The sequence below is a fragment of the Streptomyces sp. MAI_2237 genome, assembly GCF_054189285.1.
Genome location: NZ_JAJPGQ010000003.1, coordinates 771,474 through 797,258 on the forward strand (window position 1 = coordinate 771,474; position 25,785 = coordinate 797,258).

Annotated in this window: 21 protein-coding genes, 1 tRNA gene and 1 pseudogene; 12 read left to right on the forward strand and 11 right to left on the reverse strand. The window is 70.6% G+C overall.

Features of this window, described 5'->3' with window-relative positions; all coding sequences use genetic code 11:
- The first annotated feature begins 515 nt into the window (after positions 1-515).
- Together serS and LN251_RS13830 are read left to right on the forward strand one after the other, a co-directional pair.
- Positions 516-1,793, forward strand: coding sequence for a serine--tRNA ligase (serS, locus tag LN251_RS13825; RefSeq protein ID WP_458244701.1), 1,278 nt, complete (start codon positions 516-518; stop codon positions 1,791-1,793).
- On the forward strand, positions 1,790-2,590 hold the full coding sequence (locus LN251_RS13830) for an HAD family hydrolase (protein WP_458244702.1): 801 nt from the start codon (positions 1,790-1,792) through the stop codon (positions 2,588-2,590). Before serS ends, LN251_RS13830 begins: the two co-directional genes overlap by 4 nt.
- A 58-nt stretch (positions 2,591-2,648) precedes the next feature.
- Here the strand turns inward: LN251_RS13830 and LN251_RS13835 are convergent.
- The 6 genes from LN251_RS13835 to LN251_RS13860 all read right to left on the reverse strand — a co-directional run bounded on the left by LN251_RS13835 (position 2,649) and on the right by LN251_RS13860 (position 6,795).
- A tRNA-Ser gene (locus LN251_RS13835) sits at positions 2,649-2,736 on the reverse strand.
- A gap of 279 nt (positions 2,737-3,015) precedes the next feature.
- On the reverse strand, positions 3,016-3,216 hold the full coding sequence (locus LN251_RS13840; protein ID WP_058924358.1) for an SGM_3592 family protein: 201 nt from the start codon (positions 3,214-3,216) through the stop codon (positions 3,016-3,018).
- A gap of 80 nt (positions 3,217-3,296) precedes the next feature.
- Positions 3,297-4,016 (reverse strand): ABC transporter permease subunit, encoded by a 720-nt coding sequence (locus LN251_RS13845; protein WP_058924357.1) that lies wholly within the window; start codon positions 4,014-4,016, stop codon positions 3,297-3,299.
- A 10-nt stretch (positions 4,017-4,026) separates the two neighbouring features.
- Entirely contained in the window at positions 4,027-4,938 is a 912-nt protein-coding gene (locus tag LN251_RS13850; protein ID WP_249835639.1) for an ABC transporter ATP-binding protein, read from the reverse strand.
- Positions 4,935-5,843 carry an ABC transporter permease subunit gene (locus LN251_RS13855; protein ID WP_458244703.1) on the reverse strand — a complete coding sequence of 303 codons (909 nt, stop codon included), beginning with the start codon at positions 5,841-5,843 and terminating at the stop codon, positions 4,935-4,937. Before LN251_RS13855 ends, LN251_RS13850 begins: the two co-directional genes overlap by 4 nt.
- The gene (locus LN251_RS13860; RefSeq protein ID WP_458246718.1) at positions 5,833-6,795 is read right to left on the reverse strand and encodes an ABC transporter ATP-binding protein; all 963 of its coding nucleotides are present in this window, start codon (positions 6,793-6,795) and stop codon (positions 5,833-5,835) included. Before LN251_RS13860 ends, LN251_RS13855 begins: the two co-directional genes overlap by 11 nt.
- Before the next feature lie 249 nt (positions 6,796-7,044).
- Between LN251_RS13860 and LN251_RS13865 the strand changes: the two genes are divergently transcribed.
- The 7 genes from LN251_RS13865 to LN251_RS13895 all read left to right on the forward strand — a co-directional run bounded on the left by LN251_RS13865 (position 7,045) and on the right by LN251_RS13895 (position 13,682).
- Positions 7,045-7,887: a M24 family metallopeptidase gene (locus tag LN251_RS13865; protein ID WP_458244704.1), complete on the forward strand. Its 843-nt coding sequence runs from the start codon at positions 7,045-7,047 to the stop codon at positions 7,885-7,887.
- A complete protein-coding gene (locus LN251_RS13870) occupies positions 7,884-9,644 on the forward strand; it encodes an SDR family oxidoreductase (RefSeq protein ID WP_458244705.1) in 1,761 nt (586 codons plus the stop codon). Before LN251_RS13865 ends, LN251_RS13870 begins: the two co-directional genes overlap by 4 nt.
- A gap of 43 nt (positions 9,645-9,687) precedes the next feature.
- Positions 9,688-10,626, forward strand: coding sequence for a MerR family transcriptional regulator (locus tag LN251_RS13875; protein WP_458244706.1), 939 nt, complete (start codon positions 9,688-9,690; stop codon positions 10,624-10,626).
- 123 nt (positions 10,627-10,749) lie between these two features.
- Positions 10,750-11,298, forward strand: a complete 549-nt coding sequence (locus LN251_RS13880; RefSeq protein WP_458244707.1) for an RNA 2'-phosphotransferase — start codon at positions 10,750-10,752, stop codon at positions 11,296-11,298.
- Positions 11,299-11,317: 19 nt separating this feature from the next.
- The gene (locus LN251_RS13885) at positions 11,318-11,764 is read left to right on the forward strand and encodes a hypothetical protein (protein WP_458244708.1); all 447 of its coding nucleotides are present in this window, start codon (positions 11,318-11,320) and stop codon (positions 11,762-11,764) included.
- A 51-nt stretch (positions 11,765-11,815) separates the two neighbouring features.
- Positions 11,816-12,718, forward strand: coding sequence for an LLM class flavin-dependent oxidoreductase (locus tag LN251_RS13890; protein ID WP_458244709.1), 903 nt, complete (start codon positions 11,816-11,818; stop codon positions 12,716-12,718).
- A 76-nt stretch (positions 12,719-12,794) separates the two neighbouring features.
- Positions 12,795-13,682 carry an HAD-IIB family hydrolase gene (locus LN251_RS13895; protein ID WP_458244710.1) on the forward strand — a complete coding sequence of 296 codons (888 nt, stop codon included), beginning with the start codon at positions 12,795-12,797 and terminating at the stop codon, positions 13,680-13,682.
- Between the two features lie 52 nt (positions 13,683-13,734).
- Here LN251_RS13895 and LN251_RS13900 read toward each other — a convergent pair.
- The 5 genes and pseudogenes from LN251_RS13900 to hisC all read right to left on the reverse strand — a co-directional run.
- A pseudogene (locus LN251_RS13900) lies at positions 13,735-14,236 on the reverse strand (sensor histidine kinase); the annotation flags it as partial.
- Between the two features lie 28 nt (positions 14,237-14,264).
- Complete coding sequence (gene cydD, locus LN251_RS13905; protein WP_458244711.1) at positions 14,265-17,771, reverse strand: thiol reductant ABC exporter subunit CydD; 3,507 nt, start codon at positions 17,769-17,771, stop codon at positions 14,265-14,267.
- A gap of 59 nt (positions 17,772-17,830) precedes the next feature.
- Positions 17,831-18,835 carry a cytochrome d ubiquinol oxidase subunit II gene (gene cydB, locus LN251_RS13910; RefSeq protein WP_458244712.1) on the reverse strand — a complete coding sequence of 335 codons (1,005 nt, stop codon included), beginning with the start codon at positions 18,833-18,835 and terminating at the stop codon, positions 17,831-17,833.
- Between the two features lie 18 nt (positions 18,836-18,853).
- Positions 18,854-20,362 (reverse strand): cytochrome ubiquinol oxidase subunit I, encoded by a 1,509-nt coding sequence (locus LN251_RS13915; protein WP_383668127.1) that lies wholly within the window; start codon positions 20,360-20,362, stop codon positions 18,854-18,856.
- A gap of 400 nt (positions 20,363-20,762) precedes the next feature.
- Positions 20,763-21,842, reverse strand: a complete 1,080-nt coding sequence (hisC, locus tag LN251_RS13920) for a histidinol-phosphate transaminase (protein ID WP_458244713.1) — start codon at positions 21,840-21,842, stop codon at positions 20,763-20,765.
- A 418-nt stretch (positions 21,843-22,260) separates the two neighbouring features.
- Here hisC and LN251_RS13925 point away from each other — a divergent pair, with 418 nt between their 5' ends.
- The 3 genes from LN251_RS13925 to LN251_RS13935 all read left to right on the forward strand — a co-directional run bounded on the left by LN251_RS13925 (position 22,261) and on the right by LN251_RS13935 (position 25,709).
- Positions 22,261-23,373, forward strand: coding sequence for a LacI family DNA-binding transcriptional regulator (locus LN251_RS13925; RefSeq protein WP_458244714.1), 1,113 nt, complete (start codon positions 22,261-22,263; stop codon positions 23,371-23,373).
- 200 nt (positions 23,374-23,573) lie between these two features.
- Positions 23,574-24,650 carry a metallophosphoesterase gene (locus LN251_RS13930; RefSeq protein WP_458244715.1) on the forward strand — a complete coding sequence of 359 codons (1,077 nt, stop codon included), beginning with the start codon at positions 23,574-23,576 and terminating at the stop codon, positions 24,648-24,650.
- A 192-nt stretch (positions 24,651-24,842) separates the two neighbouring features.
- Positions 24,843-25,709, forward strand: a complete 867-nt coding sequence (locus LN251_RS13935; RefSeq protein ID WP_458244716.1) for a hypothetical protein — start codon at positions 24,843-24,845, stop codon at positions 25,707-25,709.
- Positions 25,710-25,785 lie beyond the last annotated feature (76 nt).

Consider the following 25,785-nt stretch of genomic DNA (forward strand, 5'->3'; position numbering starts at 1 on the left):
GCAGATTTTCGTTATCCACAGGAGTTATCCACAGGTTGGCTTCTCGACCTGGGGACAAGTCGACAAGAACGTGTCAGTCGGTCGACAAATCGGCCTCTGGACCGCTCCTGGGTTCACCGCCGTGCACATCACCCTTCGTCCAGTCTTTTCCTTTGCGCAATCCTTTGGGACGACCGGTTTCCACTCGAAAGTGCGGGTGAGCGAGGTTTGTCCTGGGAATACTCCGGTTCACGGCCACGTTTCGGAGTGATCAATTCCGCAATCCACAGATCATCCACACAGGCTGTGGATAACTTTCCGGACGGTGTGGACCGCTGTGGACAACCACAGCCCAAGTCCCGTACCGCACAAGGGAATCGGGTCAACCCCGCGCCTGTCACCTGACCCGCCCCGGGGAGGGGGACGCCTTTTATTGACACACCTCGCATGTGCCGCGTAACCGAACGTAGGACGCGATTCGGAACGGAGGGGAATGGAGTCGTGAGGCGTATCCCCGCACCGGTAGCCTTGACCGCGTGATTGACCTTCGCCTGCTTCGTGAGGACCCCGACCGTGTGCGCGCGTCCCAGCGCGCCCGTGGAGAGGACGTCGCGCTCGTCGACTCCCTCCTGTCTGCCGACGAGCGGCGCAGGTCCTCCGGCGTCCGCTTCGACGACTTGCGTGCCGAGCAGCGGCAGCTCGGCAAGCTGATTCCCAAGGCCTCCGGGGACGAGAAGGCGGAGCTGCTGAAGAAGGCGAGCCAGCTCGCCGCCGACGTCAAGGCCGCCGACGCCGAGCGCGCCGCGGCCGACGCCGAGACCCAGGAGCTGCTGCTCCGGCTCGGCAACCTCGTCCACCCCGACGTGCCCGTCGGCGGCGAGGAGGACTTCGTCACCCTCGAGACGCACGGCACGATCCGCGACTTCGGCGCCGAGGGCTTCGAGCCCAAGGACCACCTGGAGCTCGGCACGATCCTCGGCGCGATCGACGTCGAGCGCGGCGCCAAGGTCTCCGGCTCCCGCTTCTACTTCCTCACCGGCATCGGCGCCCTGCTGGAGCTGGCGCTCGTCAACGCCGCGATCGCCCAGGCCACCGCGGCCGGCTTCACGCCGATGCTGACGCCCGCCCTGGTCCGCCCCCAGTCGATGGCGGGCACCGGCTTCCTCGGCCAGGCGGCCCAGGACGTCTACCGCCTCGACGCCGACGACCTCTACCTCGTCGGCACCTCCGAGGTCCCCCTCGCCGCGTACCACATGGACGAGATCCTCGACGCCGACCGCCTGCCGCTGCGCTACGCCGGCTTCTCGCCGTGCTTCCGCCGCGAGGCCGGCTCGCACGGCAAGGACACCCGGGGCATCTTCCGCGTCCACCAGTTCGACAAGGTGGAGATGTTCTCCTACGTCGCTCCGGAGGACTCGCAGGCCGAGCACCAGCGCCTGCTGCAGTGGGAGAAGGAGTGGCTGACCTCGCTGGAGCTGCCGTTCCGCGTCATCGACGTGGCCACCGGCGACCTCGGCTCCTCGGCCGCCCGCAAGTTCGACTGCGAGGCGTGGATCCCGACGCAGGGGAAGTACCGCGAGCTGACGTCGACCTCGGACTGCACCGAGTTCCAGTCCCGCCGCCTGTCGATCCGCTTCCGCGACGGCAAGCAGGTCAAGCCGCTGGCGACGCTCAACGGCACGCTGTGCGCCGTACCGCGCACGATCGTGGCGATCCTGGAGAACCACCAGCAGGCCGACGGCTCCGTGTACGTGCCCCCGGTGCTGCGCCCGTACCTGGGCGGCCGGGAGGTCCTGGAGCCGGTCGCCAAGTGACCGACTTCCCCTACCGGCTCGTCGCGACCGACCTCGACGGAACGCTGCTGCGCTCCGACGAGTCGGTCTCGCGCCGCACCCGTGACGCCCTCGCCGCGGCCGCCGGGGCGGGCGCCGCGCACATCGTCGTCACCGGCCGCGGCGCGCCGTGGACCCGGCACATCCTCGACGACCTCGGCTACGACGGCCTCGCCGTCTGCGGTCAGGGCGCACAGGTCTACGACGCCAAGGAACACCGGCTGCTGACGTCCGTGACGCTGGACCGGCAGCTGGCGGGCGTCGCCCTGGCCAAGATCGAGGCGGAGGTCGGCCCCCTGCACCTGGCGGCCAGCCGGGACGGTCTGGACGGCGACGTGCTGGTGGGACCGGGTTATGCGGTCACCGGCTCGCTGCCCGCGGTCCCCTTCACGGACGCGGCGGATCTGTGGGCCGCCCCGCTGAACAAGATCTACATACAGCATCCGACGCTCACCGACGACGAGCTGGCCGAGGCGGCCCGCCGGGCCGCGGGCGGCTTCGTCAGCGTCGCCATGGCGGGCGCGGGCATCGTGGAACTGCTGCCGCTCGGCCTGTCGAAGGCGACCGGGCTGTCGCTGGCGGCCCGCAGGCTCGGTGTGAAGGCGGCGCAGACCATCGCCTTCGGCGACATGCCGAACGACATCCCGATGTTCGCGTGGGCGGCCCGGGGCGTGGCGATGGCCAACGCGCACCAGGAACTGAAGGCGGTCGCGGACGAAGTGACGGCCTCCAACGAGGAGGACGGCATCGCGGTGGTGCTGGAGCGGTTGCTGGGCTGAGCTGCCGACCGCTCGGGGGCTCTCGGGGGCTCTCGGCGGGGAGTGCACGGTATCTCTGCGGAGGATGCACGAATCGAACGTGCGCGGGCTTTTCAGGCCCGACCTTGGCTTAGCAAGCCAGTGCCTTACCACTCGGCCAATCCTCCGGGTGGGCGGCCCACGCGAGAGCGACATCGCGTGCTCGAAGCGGCCGCCCCGGACAGTTCCTGGGGGTGACTCGACGGTGGGTAACTACACCGGAGTCCTCACCGGACTGCCCTGACGGGAGCTGGACGTACTGTCGTGCATGGACATCGCCCGGCTCCTCTCCCAGAACGTGGCGCCGAAGTCGCCGTGCCTGCGCACGGTTTCCGGCGGTGTGGACACAACCATCGTGCCGGTACGACGAGTTGGACGCCACTGATTAAACGGGGCCGAGGATCGGGCTACCGGCGCCGCCACTTGCGGCGCCGGGCCTTGCTGAAGAACCAGCCCGCCGGCGGCTCGTCGGAGCGCCACGGCTGCGGCTCCGGCTCCTCGGCGCGCCAGCGGGCGGCGAGCATACGGGCGCGGGCTGAGGGCTCGGCGGTCCCGGCGGACCGGATGAAATCTTCGTCCAGGACCAGGTCGTCCCAGTCGTCTGCCATCGCCTTTCCTCTCAGCCCGGCCTTCCCTACTGCCCAGTGTGCCCGGACAGAGGTGAGGCCCCCGTCAGTAAAGAGGGCGTCTACTCCTCGCCCGCCAGCGTCAGCGAGCGCAGCTTCTGCCCCGCGTACCAGGTGGCCAGGACCGTCACCGCGACCAGGAACACCGTCGCCGTGGTCAGCCCGACATCCGAGGTCACCAGGTCACCGCCGGCCACCTTGTGGGCGACGGCCAGCGACCACTGCTGGACGCTGAGGGTGCGCGCGCCGGGCACCAGGGAGCCGAACAGGGCCTCCCAGACCAGCGCGTAGACGAGACCGAAGACGACCGCGTGCCGGGACACCGTGCCCAGCAGCAGGAACAGCGCCGCGTACGCGATGGACGACACCAGGGCGGCCACCGTGTAGGCGACGGCGATCTGCTGGCCGTTGCCGTTGAGGACGAAGCCGGCGATCAGCGTCGGCAGCGCCGAGAAGACCATGGTCACGGCGATGGCCACGATCAGCTTGGTGAAGATGATCGTCGGCCGTTTGATCGGTTTGGACAGCAGGTACACCACCGAGCCGTCGTCGATCTCCGGGCCGATCGCGCCGGTCCCGGCGATGACGCCGATGATCGGCACCATGGTGGCGAGCGCGAGGCTGCCCAGCAGGTCCGCCGCCGTCTGGTCGTCGGCTCCGACGAGAGCGCGCACGATCACGGAGATCACGATCAGCAGCAGCGGCAACGCGCCCAGGATGAGGGCCCGCCGGCGGCCGAGCAGGGCCCGGTAGGTGAGTCGGGCGACTGTGGGGTCGTACATCTTCGGCCTCCTACGCCGCGACCAGATACGAGAACACGGACTCGAGGGACTCGTCGGACGGCGAGACCGTCAGCAGCCGGATGCCGTGGTCGCGGGCGACCCGCGGCAACAGCACGGTGAAACGGCCGAAGTCGACGGCCTGGATGCGCAACGCGCCCTCGGCGAGGTCGACTTCGATGCCGGACGTCGACGGGTCGGCGATCAGCGCCGCCGCGAGCGCGCGGTCGTCGCTGGAGCGCACCAGGTAGCGGTGCGGGCGGTCGGTCATCAGACGGCGGATCTTGCGGAAGTCGCCGCTGGCCGCGTGCCGTCCGGCCACGACCACCTCGATGTGCCAGGCCAGCTGCTCGACCTCTTCGAGGATGTGGGACGAGAACAGCACCGTGCGGCCCTCGTCGCCCATGCGGCGCAGCAGGTCCATGAGCTGCATGCGCTGGCGCGGGTCCATGCCGTTGAAGGGCTCGTCCAGCAGGAGCAGCGAGGGGTCGTGGACCAGGGCGGAGGCCATCTTCACACGCTGGCGCATGCCCTTGGAGTAGGTGGAGATCTTGCGGTCCTGCGCGTACTCCATCTCGACCGTGGCCAGCGCCTTCTGGGCCGCCTTGGCGCCCAGACCGTGCAACTCGGCGTTGGCGACGACGAATTCACGGCCGGTGAGGAAGTCGTACATCGCCTCGCGCTCGGGGACGACGCCGATGTGCTTGTAGATCGCCTCGTTGCGCCACACCTGCTGTCCGTCGAGGGTGACGGAGCCGGTGGAGGGTGCCAGGAAGCCACCCATCATGTTGATCAGGGTCGACTTGCCCGCGCCGTTCGGGCCGAGCAGGCCGGTGACGCCGGGACCGATGGTCATGGTGATGTCGTTGACGGCGACCACGTTGCCGAACCAGCGGGAGACGTGGTCGATGCTGAGCGTGGTCACAGTCCCACCTTCTTGTAGCGGCGCAGCAGGAGGCCGTAGGCGGCGGCGATCAGGCCCAGGACGACCAGGACGTACACCACGCCCTCGCCGTGCGTGGGACCGACCGCGCCCGGGAACGCCGAGCTCGCGCCGAGGAAGGCCGACTGGACCCCGTCGATCAGCGTGACGGGCGAGAAGAGGCCGATCCAGGGGACGGCGCTCGAGCTGCCCTGGGCGTCGGCGATCGCCTGCAGCGTGGAGACCGCGCCGTAGGAGATGGTCAGCACGGCGATCACGGCAGCGATGCCGAAGCCGCGGCGCGGCGTGACCGAGGCGATGACCAGACCGATGCCGGCGAAGAGCAGCGAGAGCAGCGCCACGGAGACCAGCCCCTGCCCGAATCCCTCGGTCTGGTCGGCGAAGTCCAGCTTGGCGAGCAGGGCGCCCACGTAGAGCACGATCAGCGGGGCCGCGGTGAGGATGAACAGCGCCGAGGCCAGCGCGGCGAACTTGGCGCGGACGTAGTCGGCGGTCTCGATCGGCCGGGAGAAGTACAGCGGGACGGTCTTGAAGCGCAGGTCCCGCGAGACCGACTGGGGCGCCTGGGAGGCGACGTACAGGCTGATGACGGCCTGCATGATGATCGCGTAGCGCGTGTAGTCGACCGGCAGGTCCTTGGCCTTGGTGGCGACCGCGACGGCGACCATGATGGCCGCGGGCACGCACATCACCACGAACAGCAGCATCGGCAGGACCTTGGACTTGATGGAGCGTCCGAGGCCGTAGGCGCCGCGCAGGGACTGCGAGTACAGGGAGCGGGTCGCGTAGGAGCGGCCCAGCCGGGGGCCGTCGTAGTTGCGGTAGCCAATGTTGTGGATGCGGGTCTGGTCACCCGGCGCTGTCGGCATGGGCTGCTCAACCGCCATGGACGGCCGCCTCCTTCTGCTGCTCGTCCTCGCTGGTGAAGACCTCCGAGATGTGGTGCCGGCGCTGCTCCATGCGGACCAGGCCGAGGCCGAGGTCGGCGACGAGGTCCCGCACGAGGTCGTAGGTCTCCTCGCCCTGCGCGGTCAGCAGCAGGATGTGGCCGGCGCCCGGCAGGCCGCTGCCCGCCTCGACGCTCACCCCGCGTGCGTCGAGCGCCTCGCGCATCGCACGCGTGCCGTCCGGATGCTCGTCGGTGTCGGTGACCTCGACGGCGATGGTGGTCGTGGTCTGGGTGAAGTCCGTGGTGGAGCTGGAGCGCAGGAGCTTGCCGCCGTCGATGATCACGACGTGGTCGCAGGTGCGCTCCAGCTCGCCCAGCAGGTGGGAGGTGACCAGGACCGAGATGCCGAAGTCCGTGTGGATGCGGCGGATCAGCCCGAGCATCTCGTCACGGCCGACCGGGTCCAGGCCGTTGGTCGGCTCGTCCAGGAAGACCAGCTGCGGGTCGTGGACGAGGGCCTGCGCGAGCTTCACGCGCTGCTTCATGCCGGTCGAGTAGCCGCCGATGGGGCGGTAGCGCTCCTCGTACAGACCGACGTGGCGCAGCGTGTCCGCCGTGCGCTCACGGGCGGCCGTCGGCGGCAGCCCGGACATGCGGGCCATGTGGACGACGAACTCGGTCGCCGAGACGTCCGGCGGCAGGCAGTCGTGCTCGGGCATGTAGCCGACCCGCTCACGGATGGCCGCGCCCTTGGTCGCGACGTCGAGCCCGAGCACTTCGGCACGGCCCTCCGAGGCGGGGGACAGACCCAGCAGGATCTTGATCAGGGTCGACTTGCCGGCTCCGTTGGCTCCGACGAGCCCGGTCACACCGGGTCCGACGTCGACGGAGAGCCGGTCAAGCGCGGTCACCCGGGGGAACCGCTTGCTCAGGCTTTCGGTCGCGATCACAGTCACAGGTTCGACGATAGTGACGTGGACCACGGCACACGTCAGACCGCAGAGCTGTCTTCGCCTCAGCCTCCAGACGTACGGGACCGTAGGGGTACCCCCTACTTGAGAGCTACGCACAGTGACACGGCACGGAGAGTCGTCCACAGGCCGAAGCCCGCCTATTGACGCAGCCTCTAACAACTGTCACATTCGCCAGTGTCAAGTTACGAGCACGTACCGCAGTCGGCGGACGGGAGTGGCGGTGGCATGACGACGGCATTGTCAGGTGAACTCTCCGCACGGCTGCGCGGGTTCCGCGAGGTGCAGCGCCTCGCCTACGAGTGCGCCGAGGCGGTCGCCGCCCGGCTGCGGCCGGGCGTGACCGAGCGCGAGGCGGCCCGCATGCAGCGGGCATGGCTGCGCGAGCGGGGCGTGCGGGACTGGTTCCACCTCCCCTTCGCCTGGTTCGGGGACCGCACCGCGTTCGTGAACTTCCGCGTCCCGCTCCAGTTCTTCCCGACCGACCGCCGGCTGGAGCCGAGGATGCCGTTCATCCTCGACATGGCCCCGGTCCTCGATGGCTGCACAGCGGACATCGGCTACTCCGGCTCGCTCGGCGCCAACCCGGTGCAGGAGCGGCTCATGGCCGACCTGGAGGCACACCGCGACCTGATCCTGCGCGAGGTGCGCGAGCGGCGCCCCCTGCGGACGATCTACGAGGACGTGGACCGCCTCATGGTCCGGCAGGGATACGCCAACCGGCACCGCGCCTACCCCTTCGGCGTCATCGCCCACAAGGTGGACCGGGTGAAGCAGCGCCGGTTCTCCCCCCATCTGTTCGGCTTCGGCGCGCAGTCCCTGAAGGGGCTCGCGAGCGACGCGCTGCACGGCCACCGCGAGGGCTGGTCCCCGCTGTGGTCGCCCTACCGCTTCTCCGACCACCCGCCGCGGCCGGGCCTGTGGGCGGTCGAACCCCATCTCGGATTCCGGGGCACCGGCGCGAAGTTCGAGGAGATCCTCGTCGTCACCGACTCCGGGGACCCCGAGGAGAGCGCCTTCTGGCTGGACGACGACCTGCCGCACGTGCGGCGCTGGGCGAAGGAGAAGTGACAGTGCTCAAGGGTGCGCGGGAGCGCCGGGTGCGGACCGGCGGGATCGAGTTGTGCGTCGCCGAGCTGGGTGACTCCGGACAGCCGACGGTGGTGCTGGTGCACGGCTACCCGGACAGCAAGGAGGTGTGGTCCGAGGTCGCCGACCGGCTCGCGGAACACTTCCACGTCGTCCTGTACGACGTCCGGGGACACGGCCGGTCGACGGCCCCGAAGCCCCTGCGCGGCGGCTTCACCCTGGAGAAGCTCACGGACGACTTCCTGGCCGTGATCGACGCGGTCAGCCCCGGCCGGCCCGTGCACCTGGTCGGACACGACTGGGGTTCCGTGCAGTCCTGGGAGTTCGTCACCGTCGCCCGCACCGAGGGCCGCATCGCCTCCTTCACCTCCATGTCCGGCCCCTGCCTGGACCACTTCGGCCACTGGATCGACCAGCGCCTGAGGAAGCCCACCCCGCGCCACGTCGGCCAGCTCCTCGGCCAGGGCGCCAAGTCCTGGTACGTGTACGCCCTGCACACGCCCGTGCTGCCCGAACTGGCCTGGCGCGGCCCCCTCGGCAAGCGCTGGCCGCGCATCCTGGAACGCGTCGAGAAGGTCCCCCGCGGCGACTACCCGACCTCCTCGCTCCCTCAGGACGCGGCACACGGCGCCTGGCTGTACCGCGACAACGTCCGCGCCCGGCTGCGCCGGCCGCGCCCCGACGCCCACGCACACGCGCCCGTGCAGCTCATCACGCCCCTCGACGACGCCTTCCTCTCGGAGCGGCTCTACGACGACCTGGACCGCTGGGTCCCTCGGCTGACCCGCCGCACCCTTCCGGCCAAGCACTGGATACCCCGCACCCGGCCCGACCAACTGAGCGCCTGGATCACCGAGTTCGTGCGGTCGGTCGAGGACGGCACACCCGAGACGGTCAAACCCACCGGCAAGTACGCCGACCGCTTCGGCGGGCAGCTCGTCCTGGTCACCGGCGCGGGCAGCGGCATCGGACGGGCCACGGCGTTCGCCTTCGCCGAGGCCGGCGCGCGCGTCATCGCCGTCGACCGGGACGCCGAGTCCGCCGCCCGCACCGCCGAGCTCTCCCGGCTGATCGGCGCCTCCGAGGCCTGGGCGGAGACCGTGGACGTCTCCGACGAGCAGGCCATGGAGAAGCTCGCCGACAAGGTCGCCACCCAGTACGGCGTGCTCGACGTGCTGGTGAACAACGCCGGTATCGGCCTGGGCGGTTCCTTCTTCGACACCACCCCGGAGGACTGGAAGAAGGTCCTCGACGTCAACCTGTGGGGTGTCATCCACGGCTGCCGGCTCTTCGGCAGGCAGATGGCCGAGCGCGGACAGGGCGGCCACATCGTCAACACCGCCTCCGCGGCGGCCTACCAGCCCTCCAAGGCGCTGCCCGCCTACAGCACCTCCAAGGCCGCCGTGCTCATGCTCAGCGAGTGCCTGCGCGCCGAACTCGCCGGCCGGGGCATCGGCGTGAGCGCGATCTGCCCCGGCTTCGTCAACACCAACATCACCTCGACCGCGCGCTTCGCGGGCGTGGACGCCGAGGAGGAGAAGCGGCGGCAGAAGCGCACGGCGCGGCTGTACGGCCTGCGGAACTACCCGCCGGAGAAAGTCGCCGACGCGATCCTGCGCGCCGTCGTACGCAACCAGGCGGTCGTCCCGGTCACCCCCGAGGCCCGCGGCGCCCACCTCATGTCCCGGTTCACCCCGCGCGCGCTGCGGGCGATCGCACGGCTGGAACCCCCGCTGTGAGCGGCGCCGGCGTCTCCTGCGAGCGGCCTGCCCGGACCGCACCGTGAATGAGGCGGCCGTCTACCGGATCGAGGACCTGGCGCACGCCAGCGGCGCCAGCGTCCGCACCATCCGCGCCTACCAGGACCGCGGCCTCCTGCCCCGCCCCGAGCGCCGCGGCCGCGCCAACCTCTACTCCGACGCCCATCTGGCCCGCCTGCGCCAGATCGCCGACCTCCTCGACCGCGGCTACGGCCTGGCCTCCATCAAGGAGCTTCTGGAGGCATGGGACACCGGTCGGGGCCTGGGTGGGGTCCTCGGACTGGTCGCCGAGGTGGGCGGTCCGTGGACCGACGAGGAGGCCGTGCGGATCTCCCGCGCCGAGCTGGACGAACGGTTCGGCGGCTCCCCCGACGACGAGGCCGTCGCCGACGCCGTGGAACTCGGCGTGCTGGAGCCGGCGCCCGGCGACGACGACTGCTTCGTCGTGCCGAGCCCCCAAGAGCTGGCTGTGGCAGTCGAGTTGCACGGTGCCGGGGTGCCGCTGTCCGCGATCGCCGGTCACCTGCGGGAGTTGAGGGGTCAGGTCGAGCACATCGCTTCCCGTTTCCTGGAGTTCACCACCGAGCACGTCTTCGCGCGCTACCTCCAGGGACCGCACCGCCCGACCGACGCGGACGCGGCCGAGGCGGCCTCGCTCGTACGGCGACTGCGCCCCCTGGCCCAGCAGACGGTCGACGCCGAACTCGCGCGGGCCATGCGGTTGTTGGCGGTGCGGCAGCTGCGCCGGCAGCTGGGCGCGGGGGAGACGCCGGAGACCCGTCCGGCGTCACGCTCCGTGGCCTTGCCGGAGGAGACGATCAGGGCCGTGGAAGGGCTGGTTGGAGCGGACCGGGTCGCGGAGTTCGTGGCACTGGCGGCCGAACGGGAGGTGCGGGCAAGGGAGTTGGACGCGCTCACGTCAAGGGGACGGCCCCCTGCTGATCTTGACGAACAGGGCTGACATATACGGGAGTTGTCCACAGAATCGCCAAGTAGCCTGTGGATAACTACAGTTGGTTGTGGATCAAACCTGCGAGCGAAAAATTGTCTGCGTGATCCGCGTCTCTCCCGCCATCCTGAGCGGATGGACGAAAGACGCACCGTGAAGGTGTCGAAGTACCTCTCGAAGCACCTGCGCCACCAGCCCGAGCGGATCGGGCTGAGCCTCGACGAGGCGGGCTGGGTCGAGATCGACGTACTGATCGCCGCGGCCGCCGCCCACGGCTTCCGCTTCACCCGCGAGGAACTGGACCACGTCGTCGCGCACAACGACAAGAAGCGCTTCGCCGTCGAAGGCACCCGGATCCGCGCCAGCCAGGGACACAGCGTCGACGTCGACCTCGGACTGGCCCCGGCGACCCCGCCGCCGTACCTCTACCACGGCACCGTCGCCCGCAACCTGGACGCGATCCGCGCCGAAGGGCTGCGCCCGATGAACCGGCACGACGTCCACCTCTCGCCCGACCGCGAGACGGCCACCCGCGTCGGCGCCCGGCGCGGCGTGCCCGTCGTGCTCAGTGTCGACGCGGGCGCCATGCACCGCGACGGCCATGTCTTCCACGTGAGCGCGAACGGAGTATGGCTGACGCGCGCCGTCCCGCCGCGGTACCTGCGGTTCCCCGAACCGCACTGACCCCGGCATGATCAGAGGTATGGACCACTTCCCGACCACCGAGACCGCCGTCACCGCGCTGCGCGCCCTCGCCACGGAGTACGGCCGCGAGATCGAGGTCACCCACGACATCGGCGCCGACCAGACCTCCCGCCGCAGCGCCGCGGGCGTCGGCGTCACCACCGACCCGGACGGCTCCCTGCCGCACGAGGCCTACGCCGAGTTCGGCGGCCTGCCCCGGGTCAGCGTCCGGCTCTACCCGGACGACGACGCCCTGATCACCGTCGAGGGCGTCGAGTGCCCGGACGTCGCCCGCGACGACGTGCCGGCCTTCCTGCGCTCCCTCTTCGACGGCCGGGCCTTCGTCAAGGCTCGCCGGTTTCCGCCCGGCTACTTCCTGGTCGTACCGCTGCCGCGGGACCGCACCCACCGCGAGTACCTGCCGATGCTCACCCTCACCCCCTGGCTCAGCGGCCGCGTGCGATGACAGACGGTGACTGTTTCACGTGAAACCCCTTGCGCCGCATACGCTCGGTTCATGAGTCTGCGTCTGAGCACCGTGATCCTCCCCCACCGCCGCTGGCACGAGGGCGGCCGTTCGGCATGGCAGCGGGCGGAGCAACTCGGCTTCCACACCGCCTACACCTATGACCACCTGTCCTGGCGGAGCTTCAGGGACGGCCCGTGGTTCGGCGCCCTGCCGACGCTCACCGCGGCGGCCGGTGTGACCGACCGGATGCGCCTGGGCACGCTGGTGACCTCGCCGAACTTCCGGCACCCGGTGACCCTCGCCAAGGAGCTGATCTCCCTCGACGACATTTCGGGCGGCCGCGTCACGCTCGGCATCGGCGCGGGCGGCACCGGATTCGACGCCACCGCGCTCGGCCAGGAACCCTGGACCCCGCGCGAGCGGGCCGACCGGCTCGCCGAGTTCGTGCCGCTGCTGGACCGCCTGCTGACCGAGGACGCGGTGTCGTACGAGGGCGACTACTACTCGGCGCACGAGGCACGCAACATCCCCGGGTGCGTGCAGCGCCCCCGGCTGCCCTTCGCGGTGGCCGCGACCGGACCGCGCGGACTGAGGCTCGCGGCGCGCCACGGACAGGCGTGGGTGACCACCGGCGACCCCCGGCTGTACGAGAACGGCACGCCCGAGCAGTCGGTGCGGGCCCTTCGCGAACAGTCCGAGAAGCTGGCCGACGCCTGCGCCGAGATCGGCCGGGACGTGGCCGGAATGGACCGCATCCTGCTCACCGGCTTCACCCCGGACCGCGCCCGCCCGCTGCAGTCCCTGGAAGCGTTCGTGGACTTCGCCGGCCGCCACCGTGACCTGGGCTTCACGGAGATCGTGATCCACTGGCCCATCCCGGACTCGGACTTCGCCGCCGACGAGAAGGTCTTCGAGCAGATCGCCATGGAGGCCGCGGGCCGCCTCGGCTGAGCCGACAGGGTGTGACGGTGCAGGTGAGGACGGTAACCACTCACCTGCGCGGACTCCCGCACGGCCGTGCGGGCATATGCGGGAGAATGGGCGGGTGACCTCAGCGACTCGACAGCCCGAGACCCCGGCCGCAGCCGTCCCGCCCCGGCTCATAGCCACCGATCTCGACGGCACCCTGCTGCGGGACGACAAGTCGGTCTCCCCCCGCACGGTCGCCGCCCTCGCCGCCGCCGAGGAGGCGGGTGTCGAGGTCTTCTTCGTCACCGGCCGTCCGGCCCGCTGGATGGACGTCGTCAGCGACCACGTCCACGGCCACGGCCTGGCGATCTGCGGCAACGGCGCCGCCGTGGTCGACCTGCACGGTGGCCCCGGCGCCCACCGGTTCGTCAAGGTGCGGGAACTGGCGCGGGAGAACGCGCTGGACGCCGTACGGCTGCTGCGCGAGGCGGCGCCCGGCACGGTGTACGCGGTCGAGCAGACCTACGGCTTCCACCAGGAGCCGGACTACCCCAAGCTGCACATGGAGATCCCGGACGAGCTCGCGCCGGCCGAGGACCTGCTCGCGCCGGACGGCGCCGGTGCCGCCGAGCCCGTGCTGAAGATCCTCGCCTATCACCCCACGCTCGACCCGGACGGTTTCCTCACCACCGCCCGTCTCGCCCTCGGCGACCGCGCCAACGTCACCCGGTCCAGCCCCAGCGCCCTGCTGGAGATCAGCGGCCCCGGCGTCTCCAAGGCCAGCACGCTCGCCCTGTGCTGCGCCGAGCGCGGCATCTCCCACGAGGAGGTCGTCGCCTTCGGCGACATGCCGAACGACGTCGAGATGCTGACCTGGGCGGGCCGGTCGTACGCCATGGGCAACGCCCACCCGGACGTCATCGCCGCCGCCTCGGGCCGCACGGTCGCCAACAACGACGACGGAGTGGCGGTCGTGATCGAACGGATGCTGGCGCAGCGCGCATAGCCCCGGCCCCGGCCGGCGTCGTGCGGACGGGGTTCGGGCGAGCCCGCACGACTCAGTACGGCGCCTCCCACACCACCGTCGTACCGCCACCGTCCGCGCTGAGGCCCGGACCGTGCCGGCTGTCGCCGCCGAGGGATCGCACGCGTCGTTCGAGGTTGCCGAGGCCACTGCGCCGGCCGCCCGGGGGAATGCCGACGCCGTCGTCGGCGACGGTCGGCCGGACGCCGGGGCGGCCGTCCGGCAGCGTCGCCGTCGCGTCGACCTCCACGTCGATCCGACCGGCCCCGCGTGCCGGAAGGCGTTGGAGAGGGCCTCGCGCAGGGCCGCGACGAGGCTCTTGCCCGTGAGGTCGCCCACGAGGGCGCCGACCGCACCGACGAAGCGATGCGAGGGCATGAAGCCGAGCGGGACCGCAGCGGTGTCGATCTCCCGCAGCACCCGCGCGTACAGGCCCGCGGGCGTCTCGGCCGTCCCTGCTCCAGCGCGACGACCGCGGTGCGGATCTCCTGGATCGTGACGTCGAGTTCGCCGACCGCCCGGCCGACGCGAGATCGACTGGTCGAGGCCCTGACCGCGACCGTTCTACGCCGTGCCCACCAGCGACTCCGCCTCGGCCTCCCGGCGCACCATGTCCCGCAACGGCCCCGGCACGGCGGCCAGCTCCGCGTACGCCCCGCGCTGCACCACACGGCCCGCGTCCAGGACGACGACCTCGTCGACCTCTTCCAGCCCGGCCAGCCGGTGGGTGATGAGCAGCGTCGTACGGCCCTCGGTGGCTGCCAGCAGATCGGCGGTGAGCGCGTCCGCGGTCACCAGGTCGAGATGCTCGGCCGGCTCGTCGAGCACCAGCACGGGGAAGTCGGCGAGGAGCGCCCGCGCGAGTGCCAGCCGCTGCCGCTGGCCACCGGACAGCCGCGCCCCGTGCTCTCCCACGAGCGTGTCGAGGCCGTCGGGCAGACTGTCCGCCCACTCGAGCAGCCGCGCCCGCCGCAGCGCGTCGCGCAGCTCGCTGTCGGTGGCGTCCTTCTTCGCCAGCAGCAGGTTCTCGCGCACCGAGCTGTCGAAGAGGTGCGCGTCCTGGGCGCACAGCCCGACCAGCCGTCGTACGTCGTCGCCGTCGAGCGCGTACGCGTCGACGCCGGCCAGCGTGTACGAGCCCGCGTCCGCGTCCAGGAACCTCAGCAGCACCTGTGCCAGCGTCGTCTTTCCGGAGCCGGACGGGCCGACCACCGCGATCCGGCGGCCCTGGTCGAGGGTGAGGTCGAGGCCGGCGAGCGCGTCCCGGTCCTGCCCGGCATGCCGGGCCGTCAGACCGGTGACGGTCAGGGGGAAGGGGGTGGCGGGCGCCTGCCGGGGTACCTCCGGCTCCCGCACCGGCTCCGGCGCGTCCAGCACCTCGTACACGCGCTCCGCGCTGCGGCGCACCCGCTGCCGGTACTGCACGGCCAGCGGCAGCCCGAGCACGGCCTCGAAGGCCGCCAGCGGGGTGAGGACGACGACCGCCATCGCCACGCCGTTCAGACGGCCGTCCGCGACGCCCTGGGCGCCCGCGAGGGCGGCAGCTGCCACCGTCAGGCCCGAGATCAGCGCGGTCAGTCCGTCGCCGAGCGCGGTGGCGGTGGCGGCCCGCGAGGCGATCCGGGTGAGGACACCGTCGGCCCGTCGGGCCTCGTCGGTACGGGCGGGCAGAGCACCGGCGACCGTCAGCTCCGCGGTGCCGGTGAGCAGATCGGTCACGCGCGTCGCCAGCTCCCCCCGGGCGGGGGCGAGCCTGCGCTCGGCCCGGCGGGCCACGGCACCGGTGACCAGCGGGACGCCGACACCGGCCGCCACCAGGCCCGCGGCGAGCACCGCACCGGCCTCGGGCAGCAGCCACGCCGTGAAGCCGACCGCGCCCGCCGACACGATCGCGGCCGCACCGGCGGGCAGCAGCCAGCGCAGCCAGTAGTCCTGCAGCGCGTCCACGTCGGCGACGAGCCGCGAGAGCAGGTCGCCGCGGCGGGTACGGCGCAGCCCCGCGGGGGCCAGTCGCTCCAGCCGCCGGTAGACGGCGACGCGGGTGTCGGCCAGCATGCGCAGCACCGCGTCGTGCGACACCAGCCGCTCGGCGTAGCGGAAGACGGCCCGTCCGATGCCGAAGGCCCGCGTCGCCGTCACGGCCACCATCAGGTACAGCACCGGCGGCTGCTGCGAGGCCCGCGAGATCAGCCATCCGGAGGTCGCCATCAGACCGACGGCGCTGCCGAGGGCGAGAGCGCCGAGCAGCAGGGCGAGCGCGAGGCGGCTGCGGCGGGGGCCGGACATGGCACGGACCCGGGCGAGGACACCGCCGGGAGGGGCAGCCGGCTCGCCTGCCGCGGCTTCACCCTGGGTGTCGGACACCACGGCGGGCTGCCCGGCCCGCGGAGCCGCGGAGGGCCGCCCCTCGACGACGGCGGGCACGGCGACGGCGGGCACGGCGGGCTCCTCCAGCCGCACCACCCGGTCCGCCACTCCCAGCAGCGCCGGGCGATGCACGACCAGCAGCACGGTGCGTCCCACGGCCAGCCGGCGCACCGCCTCCACGACCTCGGCCTCGGTCGCGCCGTCCAGCGCGGCCGTCGGTTCGTCGAGAAGCAGCACGGGCCGGTCCGCCAGGAACGCCCGGGCCAGCGCGAGCCGCTGGCGCTGACCGGCGGACAGACCCGCGCCGTCCTCACCGAGCAGGGTGTCGGTCCCGTCGGGCAGCGCGTCCACGAACTCCAGCGCTCCGGCGTCCCCCAACGCCCGCCGCACGGCGGCGTCATCGGCGTCCGGACGGGCCAGCCGTACGTTCTCGGCGATCGTTCCGGCGAACAGGTGCGGCCGCTGGGGCACCCACGCGACCCGCGACCGCCACTGCCCGAGGTCGGCGTCCGCGAGATCCATACCGCCGATCCGCACCCGGCCCTCGGTCACCGGCACAAAGCCCAGTAGCACGTGCAGCAGCGTCGACTTGCCCGCGCCGCTCGGCCCGACGAGCGCGACCGTCTCCCCGGGCTCGACGGCGAAGGACACCTCCGACACGGCGTCCTCGGCCCGGCCCGGGTACCGGACCGTCAGTCCCTCGAAGGCGATGCGTCCGTCCGGCACGGCCGCCGTGCCGGACGCCGGCACGGGGGCCTCCAGGACGGCGAAGATCTCCTCGGCCGCCGCCAGCCCTTCGGCCGCCGCGTGGTACTGCGCGCCCACCTGGCGCAACGGCAGATACGCCTCGGGCGCCAGCACCAGGATGACGAGCCCGATGTACAGGTCCATGTCGCCGTGGACCAGCCGCATACCGATCGTCACGGCGACCAGCGCCACCGACAGGGTGGAGAGAAGTTCCAGCGCGAAGGACGAGATGAAGGCGATCCGCAGGGTCCGCATGGTCGCCTGCCGGTACTCGCCGGTGATGCGCTTGATCGATTCGGCCTGCGCCTTGGCCCGCCCGAACACCTTCAGCGTCGGCAGCCCGGCCACCACGTCGAGGAAGTGTCCGGACAGCCGGGACAGCAGCCGCCACTGGCGGTCCATCCGGGACTGGGTGGCCCAGCCGATGAGGATCATGAAGACCGGGATGAGGGGCAGGGTGCCCACGATGATCGCCGCCGAGACCCAGTCCTCGGTGACGATCCGGGCCAGCACGGCCACGGGCACGACGATCGCGAGGCCCAACTGCGGCAGGTAGCGGGAGAAGTAGTCGTCGAGGGCGTCGACCCCGCGGGTGGCCAGGGCGACGAGCGATCCGGTCCGCTGGCCGCTCAGCCAGCCGGGCCCCAGCGTGACGGCCCGCTCCAGCAACCGCCCCCGCAGTTCCGACTTCACGGCGGCGCTCGCCCGGTGGGCGGCGAGTTCGGTGAGCCAGGACACCAGGGCGCGGCCGCCCGCCACGGCCGCCAACAACAGCAGGGGAGTGCGCACTTCACCGACCGACAGCCCGTACTGGAAGGCACCGACCACCGTCTCGGCGATGAGCATCGCCTGCGCGATGACCAGCGCCGCTCCGACGGCCCCCAGGCCGACGACCGCCACCATGAACAGCCGGGTGGCGCGTGCGTACCGGAGTAGACGCGGGTCGATCGGTTTCACGTGAAACACACTCTCTTCTCATGGGGCATGTTTCACGTGAAACATGCCCCAAACGGGAATCAGTGCACGGCCTCTGCGATGTGCTGCGTGCCGATCCGCTTGCGGAACACCCAGTAGGTCCAGCCCTGGTAGAGCAGCACGATCGGCGTGGCGACGGCCGCGCACCAGGTCATGATCTTCAGGGTGTAGGGGCTCGAAGAGGCGTTGGTGACCGTCAGGCTCCAGTCGCTGTTGAGCGACGACGGCATGACGTTCGGGAAGAGCGACAGGAAGAGCATCGCCACCGCGGCCACGATCGTGAGCCCGGACAGGGCGAACGACCATCCCTCGCGCCCGGCCTGGTTCGCCGCGAGCGCCCCGACCAGGGCGGCCACGGCTACGATCAGCGCGACCAGGCTCTTGCCGTCACCGCTGTCGACCTGGGTCCACAGCAGGAAGACCAGCGCCGCCACGGCGGTGACGAGACCGACCTGCAGGGCCAGCTTCCGCGCTCGCTCGCGGATGTCACCGACCGTCTTGAGCGCCGTGAACACCGCCCCGTGGAAGGTGAACAGCGTCAGGGTGACGACACCGCCGAGCAGGGCGTACGGGTTGAGCAGGTCCCAGAAGGTGCCGACGTACTCGAAGTTCTTGTCGATCTTCACGCCGCGCACGATGTTGCCGAAGGCCACACCCCACAGGAACGCGGGGATGAGCGAGGACCAGAAGATCGCGGTCTCCCAGTTGCGCTGCCAGTGCTCCTCGGGCCGCTTCGCGCGGTACTCGAAGGCCACACCCCGCACGATCAGGCAGACCAGGATGATCAGCAACGGCAGGTAGAAGCCCGAGAACAGCGTGGCGTACCACTCGGGGAACGCGGCGAAGGTCGCGCCGCCCGCGGTGAGCAGCCACACCTCGTTGCCGTCCCAGACCGGGCCGATCGTGTTGATCAGCACACGCTTCTCCGCCCGGTCACGGGCGAGCAGCTTGGTCAGGATGCCGACTCCGAAGTCGAAGCCTTCCAGGAAGAAGTAGCCGGTCCACAGAACGGCGATGAGGACGAACCAGACGTCATGAAGTTGCATGTCTCGATCTCCCTGGGCCTAGTACGAGAAGGCCATCGGCTTGTCGGCGTCACGGGAGTCGCCGCCGATCTTCGTGGGCGGGTTGAGGTCGGCCTCGGTGAGCTCGGGCGGCCCGGCCTTGACGTACTTGGCGAGCAGCTTGACCTCGACGACGGCGAGGGCGGCGTACAGGAGGGTGAGAACGATCATGGAGGTGAGGACCTCGCCCTGACCGACGCCGGGCGAGACCGCGCTGCGGGTCTGCAGGACACCGAAGACGACCCAGGGCTGCCGGCCCATCTCGGTGAAGATCCAGCCCCAGGAGTTGGCGATCAGCGGGAAGCCGAGCGTCCAGATGGCCAGCATCCAGTACAGCTTGCCGAGCTTGGGGCTGAGCGCCTTGTTCTTGAACAGGACCAGATGCGGGACCTCGTCCTCACCGACCCTCAGGTGCTGCGGCAGCATGAACTTCTTGCGCGTCAGCCACAGTCCGGCCACACCGATGGCGAAGGACGCCATGCCGAAGCCGATCATCCAGCGGAAGCCCCAGTAGGTGACGGGGATGACGGGGCGGTAGTCGCCCGGCCCGTACTTCTGCTGCTCGGCCTTGTTGACGTCGTTGATGCCGGGCACGTGGGAACCGAAGTCACCGTTGGCGAGGTAGGACAGCAGGCCCGGAATCTCTATGGCCACCTTGTTGTGGCCCTTGTCGACGTCACCGACCGCGAAGATCGAGAACGGGGCCGAGTCCTCGCCGTTCCACAGCGCCTCCGCCGCGGCCATCTTCATCGGCTGCTGCTTGAACATGACCTTGCCGAGGGTGTCGCCGCTGATCGCGGTGAGCAGGCCCGCGATGACCACCGTGACCAGGCCCAGCCGCAGCGAGGTCTTCATCACGGAGACGTGCCTCTTGCGGAACAGGTGCCAGGCGGCGATGCCGACCATGAAGGCGCCGCCGGTCAGGAACGCCGCGGACAGCGTGTGGAAGACCTGGCTGAGCGCGGTGTTCTGAGTCAGCACGGCCCAGAAGTCCGTGAGCTCCGCCCGGCCCTTGACCTTGTTGATCTTGTAACCGACCGGGTGCTGCATCCACGAGTTGGCCGCGAGGATGAAGTACGCCGACAGGATCGTGCCGATCGAGACCATCCAGATGCAGGCCAGATGGATCTTCTTCGGCAGCTTGTCCCAGCCGAAGATCCACAGCCCGATGAAGGTCGACTCGAAGAAGAAGGCGATCAGTGCCTCGAAGGCGAGCGGGGCACCGAAGATGTCACCGACGAACCGCGAGTAGTCGGACCAGTTCATGCCGAACTGGAACTCCTGCACGATGCCGGTGACCACGCCCATCGCGATGTTGATCAGGAAGAGCTTGCCCCAGAACTTCGTCGCCCTGAGGTACTTCTCCTTGTCCGTGCGCACCCACGCGGTCTGCAGCCCGGCCGTCAGGGCGGCCAGCGAGATCGTCAGCGGGACGAACAGAAAGTGGTAGACGGTGGTGATGCCGAACTGCCATCGCGCCAGTGTCTCCGGCGCCAGAGCCAAATCCACGTCGCAGTCTCCTTACATCGCCGTGGTAGCGGCAGTTTGCCCCTTATGTCACACACATCAGCGGAGCAACCGGGACACGCTTGTGAACGCGTTCACATTCACAAGAAGATTATGACGCACTGAGTATCGAAGCTCGAAAGGGGGTCCCGCTTGGGCCATGAGGGCGGGCGACCTGGGCCATGAGGGTCCCGCGAAGGGGCCATCGGGGGCCGGCGTCAGGGCCATGCGGCACGCTGTCCGCGACCGGTTCCACGTGAAACCGGGACCGAGGCGGTCTGGGATCAGGGGGCGGAGACGCCTGACGCCAACAACGGTACGGGACGGCGGCTCCGTACGCCGGGAAACAGTGGTGGGCCGGGCAGAGGCCCGACCCACCGGTGCCACAGCTTCTTGACGGGTCTCAAAGCTCCTTGTGGAAGCTCTCCGCCACCTTCAGGAAGATGTCGTTCGCCTCGGTCTCCCCGACCGTCACCCGCACACCCTCGCCGGGGAACGGACGGACCACCACGCCGTGCTGCTCACAGGCCTGGGCGAACGCGACGGTGTGCTCCCCCAGCCGCAGCCACACGAAGTTGGCCTGGGTCTCGGGCACCGTCCAGCCCTGGGCCCGCAGCCCGTCGACCACCCGCGTGCGCTCGCAGACCAGCGAGCCGACGCGGCCCAGCAGTTCGTCCTCGGCACGCAGCGACGCGATCGCCGCCTCCTGCGCGAGCTGGCTCACCCCGAAGGGCACCGCGGTCTTGCGCAGCGCCGCCGCCACCGGCTCGTGGGCGATCGCGAAGCCGACGCGCAGCCCCGCGAGGCCGTACGCCTTGGAGAAGGTGCGCAGCACGCAGACGTTCGGCCGGTTCCGGTACAGCTCCACGCCGTCCGGCACCTCGGGGTCACGGATGAACTCGCGGTAGGCCTCGTCCAGGACCACCAGCACATCGCCCGGCACCCGGTCGAGGAACCGTTCCAGCTCGGCCCGGCGCACGACGGTGCCGGTCGGGTTGTTGGGGTTGCAGACGAAGACGAGACGGGTGCGGTCGGTGATGGCGTCCGCCATCGCGTCCAGGTCGTGCACGTCACCGGCCGTCAGCGGCACCTGCACGGACCCCGCGCCGCTGATCTGCGTGATGATCGGGTACGCCTCGAAGGACCGCCAGGCGTAGATGACCTCGTCGCCCGGGCCCGAGGTCGCCTGGATCAGCTGCTGGGCGACGCCGACGGAGCCGGTGCCCGTGGCCAGGTGGGAGAGCGGGACGCCGAAGCGGTCGGAGAGCTCGTTCATCAGGCCCGTACAGGCCATGTCGGGGTAGCGGTTGAACGTCGAGACGGCGGCCGTGACCGTCTCCATCACTCCGGGCAGCGGCGGGTAGGGGTTCTCGTTGGAGGACAGCTTGTAGGCCACCGGACCACCGGCCGCGGCGGGCTTGCCCGGCTTGTAGGTGGGGATCCCCGCCAGCTCGGCTCGCAGCTTGGGGCTCGTCTCGCTCACCGCAGTCCTCCTCGCGACCACCGGCGGCCCGTCCGCGTCGCCGGCTTCCAATACTCCACACCTTATGAGGATTCCCCGCCGCTGCGTACTGGTGCGGGCCGACCTCCTGCGTCCCACACGCATCACGGGCAACATCGCACGAAGGCAGACGAATCCAGGGGGCGCGGTCACATATATCTATGCGCCGGTGGCTCACGCCCTGGCGCGCATCACCCGTGCAGGTGAGTTGAGACCTCTTCGAAACATCGGGAACTTGGCAGGCTCATGCGTGCCGACAAGTCACGTAATGCCATTGGATCGTTCAACTGACTTGCATTCAAAGGTAGTTGGGGCTAAATGACCTTGCAGAAACGTGCCTGTCAACGCGTGCATATGCGTCCGCCCTACCCCACCGCATGAGCCCTACTATCGGCTCGCCATGACAGCAGCAGGGAAGCACCAGGTGAGCCGCGCGGAAACCTCACGTCGAGGCAGCCGGCCGGGCCGGGCGGGCATCAGAGACGTCGCCGCCGCCGCCGGAGTCTCCATCACGACCGTCTCCGATGCCCTGAACGGCAAGGGCAGGCTCCCGGATGCCACCCGACGCCATGTCCGCGAGGTCGCCGACCGGCTGGGGTACCGCCCCTCGGCCGCGGCCCGCACCCTCCGTACCGGCAAGTCGGGTCTCATCGGCCTGACCGTGACGACGTACGGGGATGAACCTTTCACCTTCACCGAGTTCGCGTACTTCGCCGAGATGGCGCGGGCCGCCACCTCCGCCGCGCTCGCCCGCGGCTACGCGCTCGTGATCCTCCCCGCGACCTCGCGCCACGACGTGTGGTCGAACGTCGCCCTGGACGGCACGGTCGTCATCGACCCCTCCGACCAGGACCCGGTGGTCAGCGAACTGGTCCGGCAGGGTTTACCGGTGGTCTCCGACGGCCGCCCGGCCGGCGCCCTGCCGGTCACCGCGTGGGTCGACAACGACCACGAGGCCGCCGTCCTCGGCATCCTCGACCACCTGGCCGACGCCGGCGCCCGCCGCATCGGCCTGCTGACGGGGACGTCGACGGACACGTACACCCACCTGTCGACCACCGCGTACCTGCGCTGGTGCGAGCGCGTCGGCCAGGACCCGGTGTACGAGGCCTACCCGGCGCACGATCCGTGCGCGGGAGCCGTCGCCGCCGACCGGCTGCTGGCCCGCCCGGACCGCCCGGACGCCGTCTACGGCCTGTTCGACCCCAACGGCACCGATCTGCTCGCCGCCGCCCGTCGTTACGGCCTGCGCGTACCGGACGACCTGCTTCTGGTCTGCTGCAGCGAATCCGGGGTGTACGCCACCACCGAGCCGCCCATCACCACACTCTCACTCAAGCCGCGCCGGATCGGCACGGCGGTGGTGCAGCTGCTCATCGACGCGATCGAGGGGGTCGAATCGGACCAACCGGTCGAGCAGGTGATACCGACGGAACTGATCGTGCGCACCTCGTCGCAGCGGCGTGCCCCGCGTACGACGATCAGCCCGCCGCGTTCACCCGAAGAGGAGTGAAACAAGCGCTGTCAGCAGCGGTCGAAGCCCTGCCCAATCGGGGCGAAAGCCGCGGTGAACTGGACTCTTGCGCCGATTCACCACCCCTGGGTCATCACATGGCGCGATCCGCATTCCTATGATGGGCCCACGACACCGCGGGCCGCTGCGACCAGGCAGTCCGAAGCGGTGCAGATGCGGCGCGATGGTGGAGGGGTCTGATGACTCAGGGGGCCGGTCAGGGACCCGAGACGGAGCGGACGGCGACGTTGCGCGACTTCCGGGTGCCTGCGTACGTCCACGAGACCGGTCCGTACGGCCAGAGCACGCACCCCGGGGATGTCGTACCGCCCCACGAGGAGACGTATCCCGAGGGCTACACGCCGACCGAGCGCGACCTTCCCGTCATCAATCGGGGTGACACCCTCCAGGTGCCGGTGGACCCCGCGTCCCATGTCGTGCCGCAGCCGAACGACGGCGTCGGCCCGCTCTACGTCGTCGGCGACGTCCACGGCTACCTGGACGAACTGCTGGCCGCGCTCCAGGAGCAGGGCCTGATCGACGCGGGCGGGAACTGGTGCGCCGGCACCGCCCGGCTGTGGTTCCTCGGCGACTTCACCGACCGCGGCCCCGACGGCATCGGCGTCATCGAGCTGGTGATGCGGCTGTCCGCCGAGGCTGCGGCGGCCGGCGGCTACTGCAAGGCGCTCATGGGCAACCACGAGCTGCTGCTGCTCGGCGCCAAGCGGTTCGGCGACACCCCCGTGAACTCCGGTGCGGGCACCGCCACCTTCCAGGCGGCCTGGCTGCTCAACGGCGGCCAGAAGACCGACATGGACCGCCTGCAGGACCACCACCTGCAGTGGATGGCCCGCCTCGACGCCGTCGAGGAGGTCGACGGCTATCTGCTGCTGCACTCGGACACCACCGCCTACCTCGACTACGGCGACTCGATCGAGGCGGTCAACGACACGATCCGCGAGACCCTCACCCGCAACGACGCCGACGAATGCTGGGATCTGTTCCGCAAGTTCACCAAGCGCTTCTCCTTCCGCGACGAGGGCGGTGCGGACGCCGCGCGCTCCCTGCTGGATACGTACGGCGGCACCCGCGTCGTTCACGGTCACAGCCCGATCCCCTATCTCACGGGTGAGGTCGGCTCCGAGGAGGGCGAGGACGACACGGGACCCGTGGTCGAAGGGCCGCACGTCTACGCGGAGGGCCTCGCCATCGCGATGGACGGCGGGGTGACCATGGCCGGAAAGCTGCTGGTCCGGCAACTACCGCTGGACGTCTGAGCGTTCACAGGGCCGGCGCCCCCCGCGGTGGAGGCACGATGAACGGCGCAGGCCAGGGCCCAATTTCCGGAAACCCCCTGTCGACGCGTACCGTCCCGGCTCTACCATCGGCTTATCCGTAGCAGGCTCCCCTCCGTTTCTGCCCGACGGCTCGTTGGCATGCGAGCCCCAAGCCCTACGGAGCATCGGGGGATGCACATGAACAGCGTTCCGCAGCACCTGCTGAGCGAGGACCGCCAGGAGTACGAGCGGGTCCTCGATGAGGCGCTGCGCTCCGCCCCACACCGCCCGGAACTTGCCGCTGTGGGACAGCGGCTGAACACCGAACAGCTGCGCACCATGGCGCTGAACGCCACCGCACTCATCACGGTGGCCGCGGCGACCGAGTACCAGCACTACGTGAAGGTTCGCGAGGAACTGCGCCAGCCGGCGTCGTCCACCCCGTCGTCCACCCGCGCGTCGGGCTCCACGGAGCCGGGTGCGGACGCGATGGGGCTCGCTGCCACCCTCGGCGAAGCCGCCGAACCCGCCGGCGCGGGCGCCGTCGCCGTCGCCGCCGTCCTCACCCCCGTCCTCGCCGGAACGGCCGCGGTGATATTCCTGCTCGTCGGATACGTCATCAGGTCGGTCGCACCCAAACAGATGTTCGGCAAGACCATGATCACCGCCGGCTGGGTGTTCGGCGCGATGACCGCGGCCGCCATCCTCGTGGCCGCGGTGGGCCTGCTCCTGACCGCCCTGCGCAACCGCCCGGCACTCGAAGCCGGACCGTACGGCGAACTGAGCGAAGAGGTGGCCCGCGCCAGGGACGCGTGGCGCGAGGCGCTGCTGGAGCGTGGCGTCGTGCCGTTCCTGCGCGAAGCCCTCGCCGATCCCGGCGCGGCGGCGGCCCTGAACAGCACGGCACCCTCGGCCCCGAGCCGCATCCCACAACTGGGCTACGACCGCCCGGGCTTCAGCAGCCCGGACGACGGCCCGGCCCGCGGCCACCGGCCGAGCTTCACGAGCCCGGACTACACCAGCCCGGACTTCGGAGGCCCGGAACACCAGCCGGAGTAACCCCCGGCTTGCGCCCTCCACCAGACCCCCTCCGGGGGAGCGCAAGCCGAACCCCCGGACCGGAGACCGGTCCAGG

Bases quoted from the DNA above. Each gene is read 5' to 3' on its own strand.
- LN251_RS13840 (WP_058924358.1), bottom strand. From the start codon at position 3,216: ATGGCAGACGACTGGGACGACCTGGTCCTGGACGAAGATTTCATCCGG.
- LN251_RS13845 (WP_058924357.1), bottom strand. From the start codon at position 4,016: ATGTACGACCCCACAGTCGCCCGACTCACCTACCGGGCCCTGCTCGGC.
- LN251_RS13855 (WP_458244703.1), bottom strand. From the start codon at position 5,843: ATGGCGGTTGAGCAGCCCATGCCGACAGCGCCGGGTGACCAGACCCGC.
- LN251_RS13865 (WP_458244704.1), top strand. From the start codon at position 7,045: ATGACGACGGCATTGTCAGGTGAACTCTCCGCACGGCTGCGCGGGTTC.
- LN251_RS13880 (WP_458244707.1), top strand. From the start codon at position 10,750: ATGGACGAAAGACGCACCGTGAAGGTGTCGAAGTACCTCTCGAAGCAC.
- LN251_RS13885 (WP_458244708.1), top strand. From the start codon at position 11,318: ATGGACCACTTCCCGACCACCGAGACCGCCGTCACCGCGCTGCGCGCC.
- LN251_RS13890 (WP_458244709.1), top strand. From the start codon at position 11,816: ATGAGTCTGCGTCTGAGCACCGTGATCCTCCCCCACCGCCGCTGGCAC.
- LN251_RS13895 (WP_458244710.1), top strand. From the start codon at position 12,795: ATGCGGGAGAATGGGCGGGTGACCTCAGCGACTCGACAGCCCGAGACC.
- cydB (WP_458244712.1), bottom strand. From the start codon at position 18,835: ATGCAACTTCATGACGTCTGGTTCGTCCTCATCGCCGTTCTGTGGACC.
- LN251_RS13925 (WP_458244714.1), top strand. From the start codon at position 22,261: ATGACAGCAGCAGGGAAGCACCAGGTGAGCCGCGCGGAAACCTCACGT.
- LN251_RS13930 (WP_458244715.1), top strand. From the start codon at position 23,574: ATGACTCAGGGGGCCGGTCAGGGACCCGAGACGGAGCGGACGGCGACG.
- LN251_RS13935 (WP_458244716.1), top strand. From the start codon at position 24,843: ATGCACATGAACAGCGTTCCGCAGCACCTGCTGAGCGAGGACCGCCAG.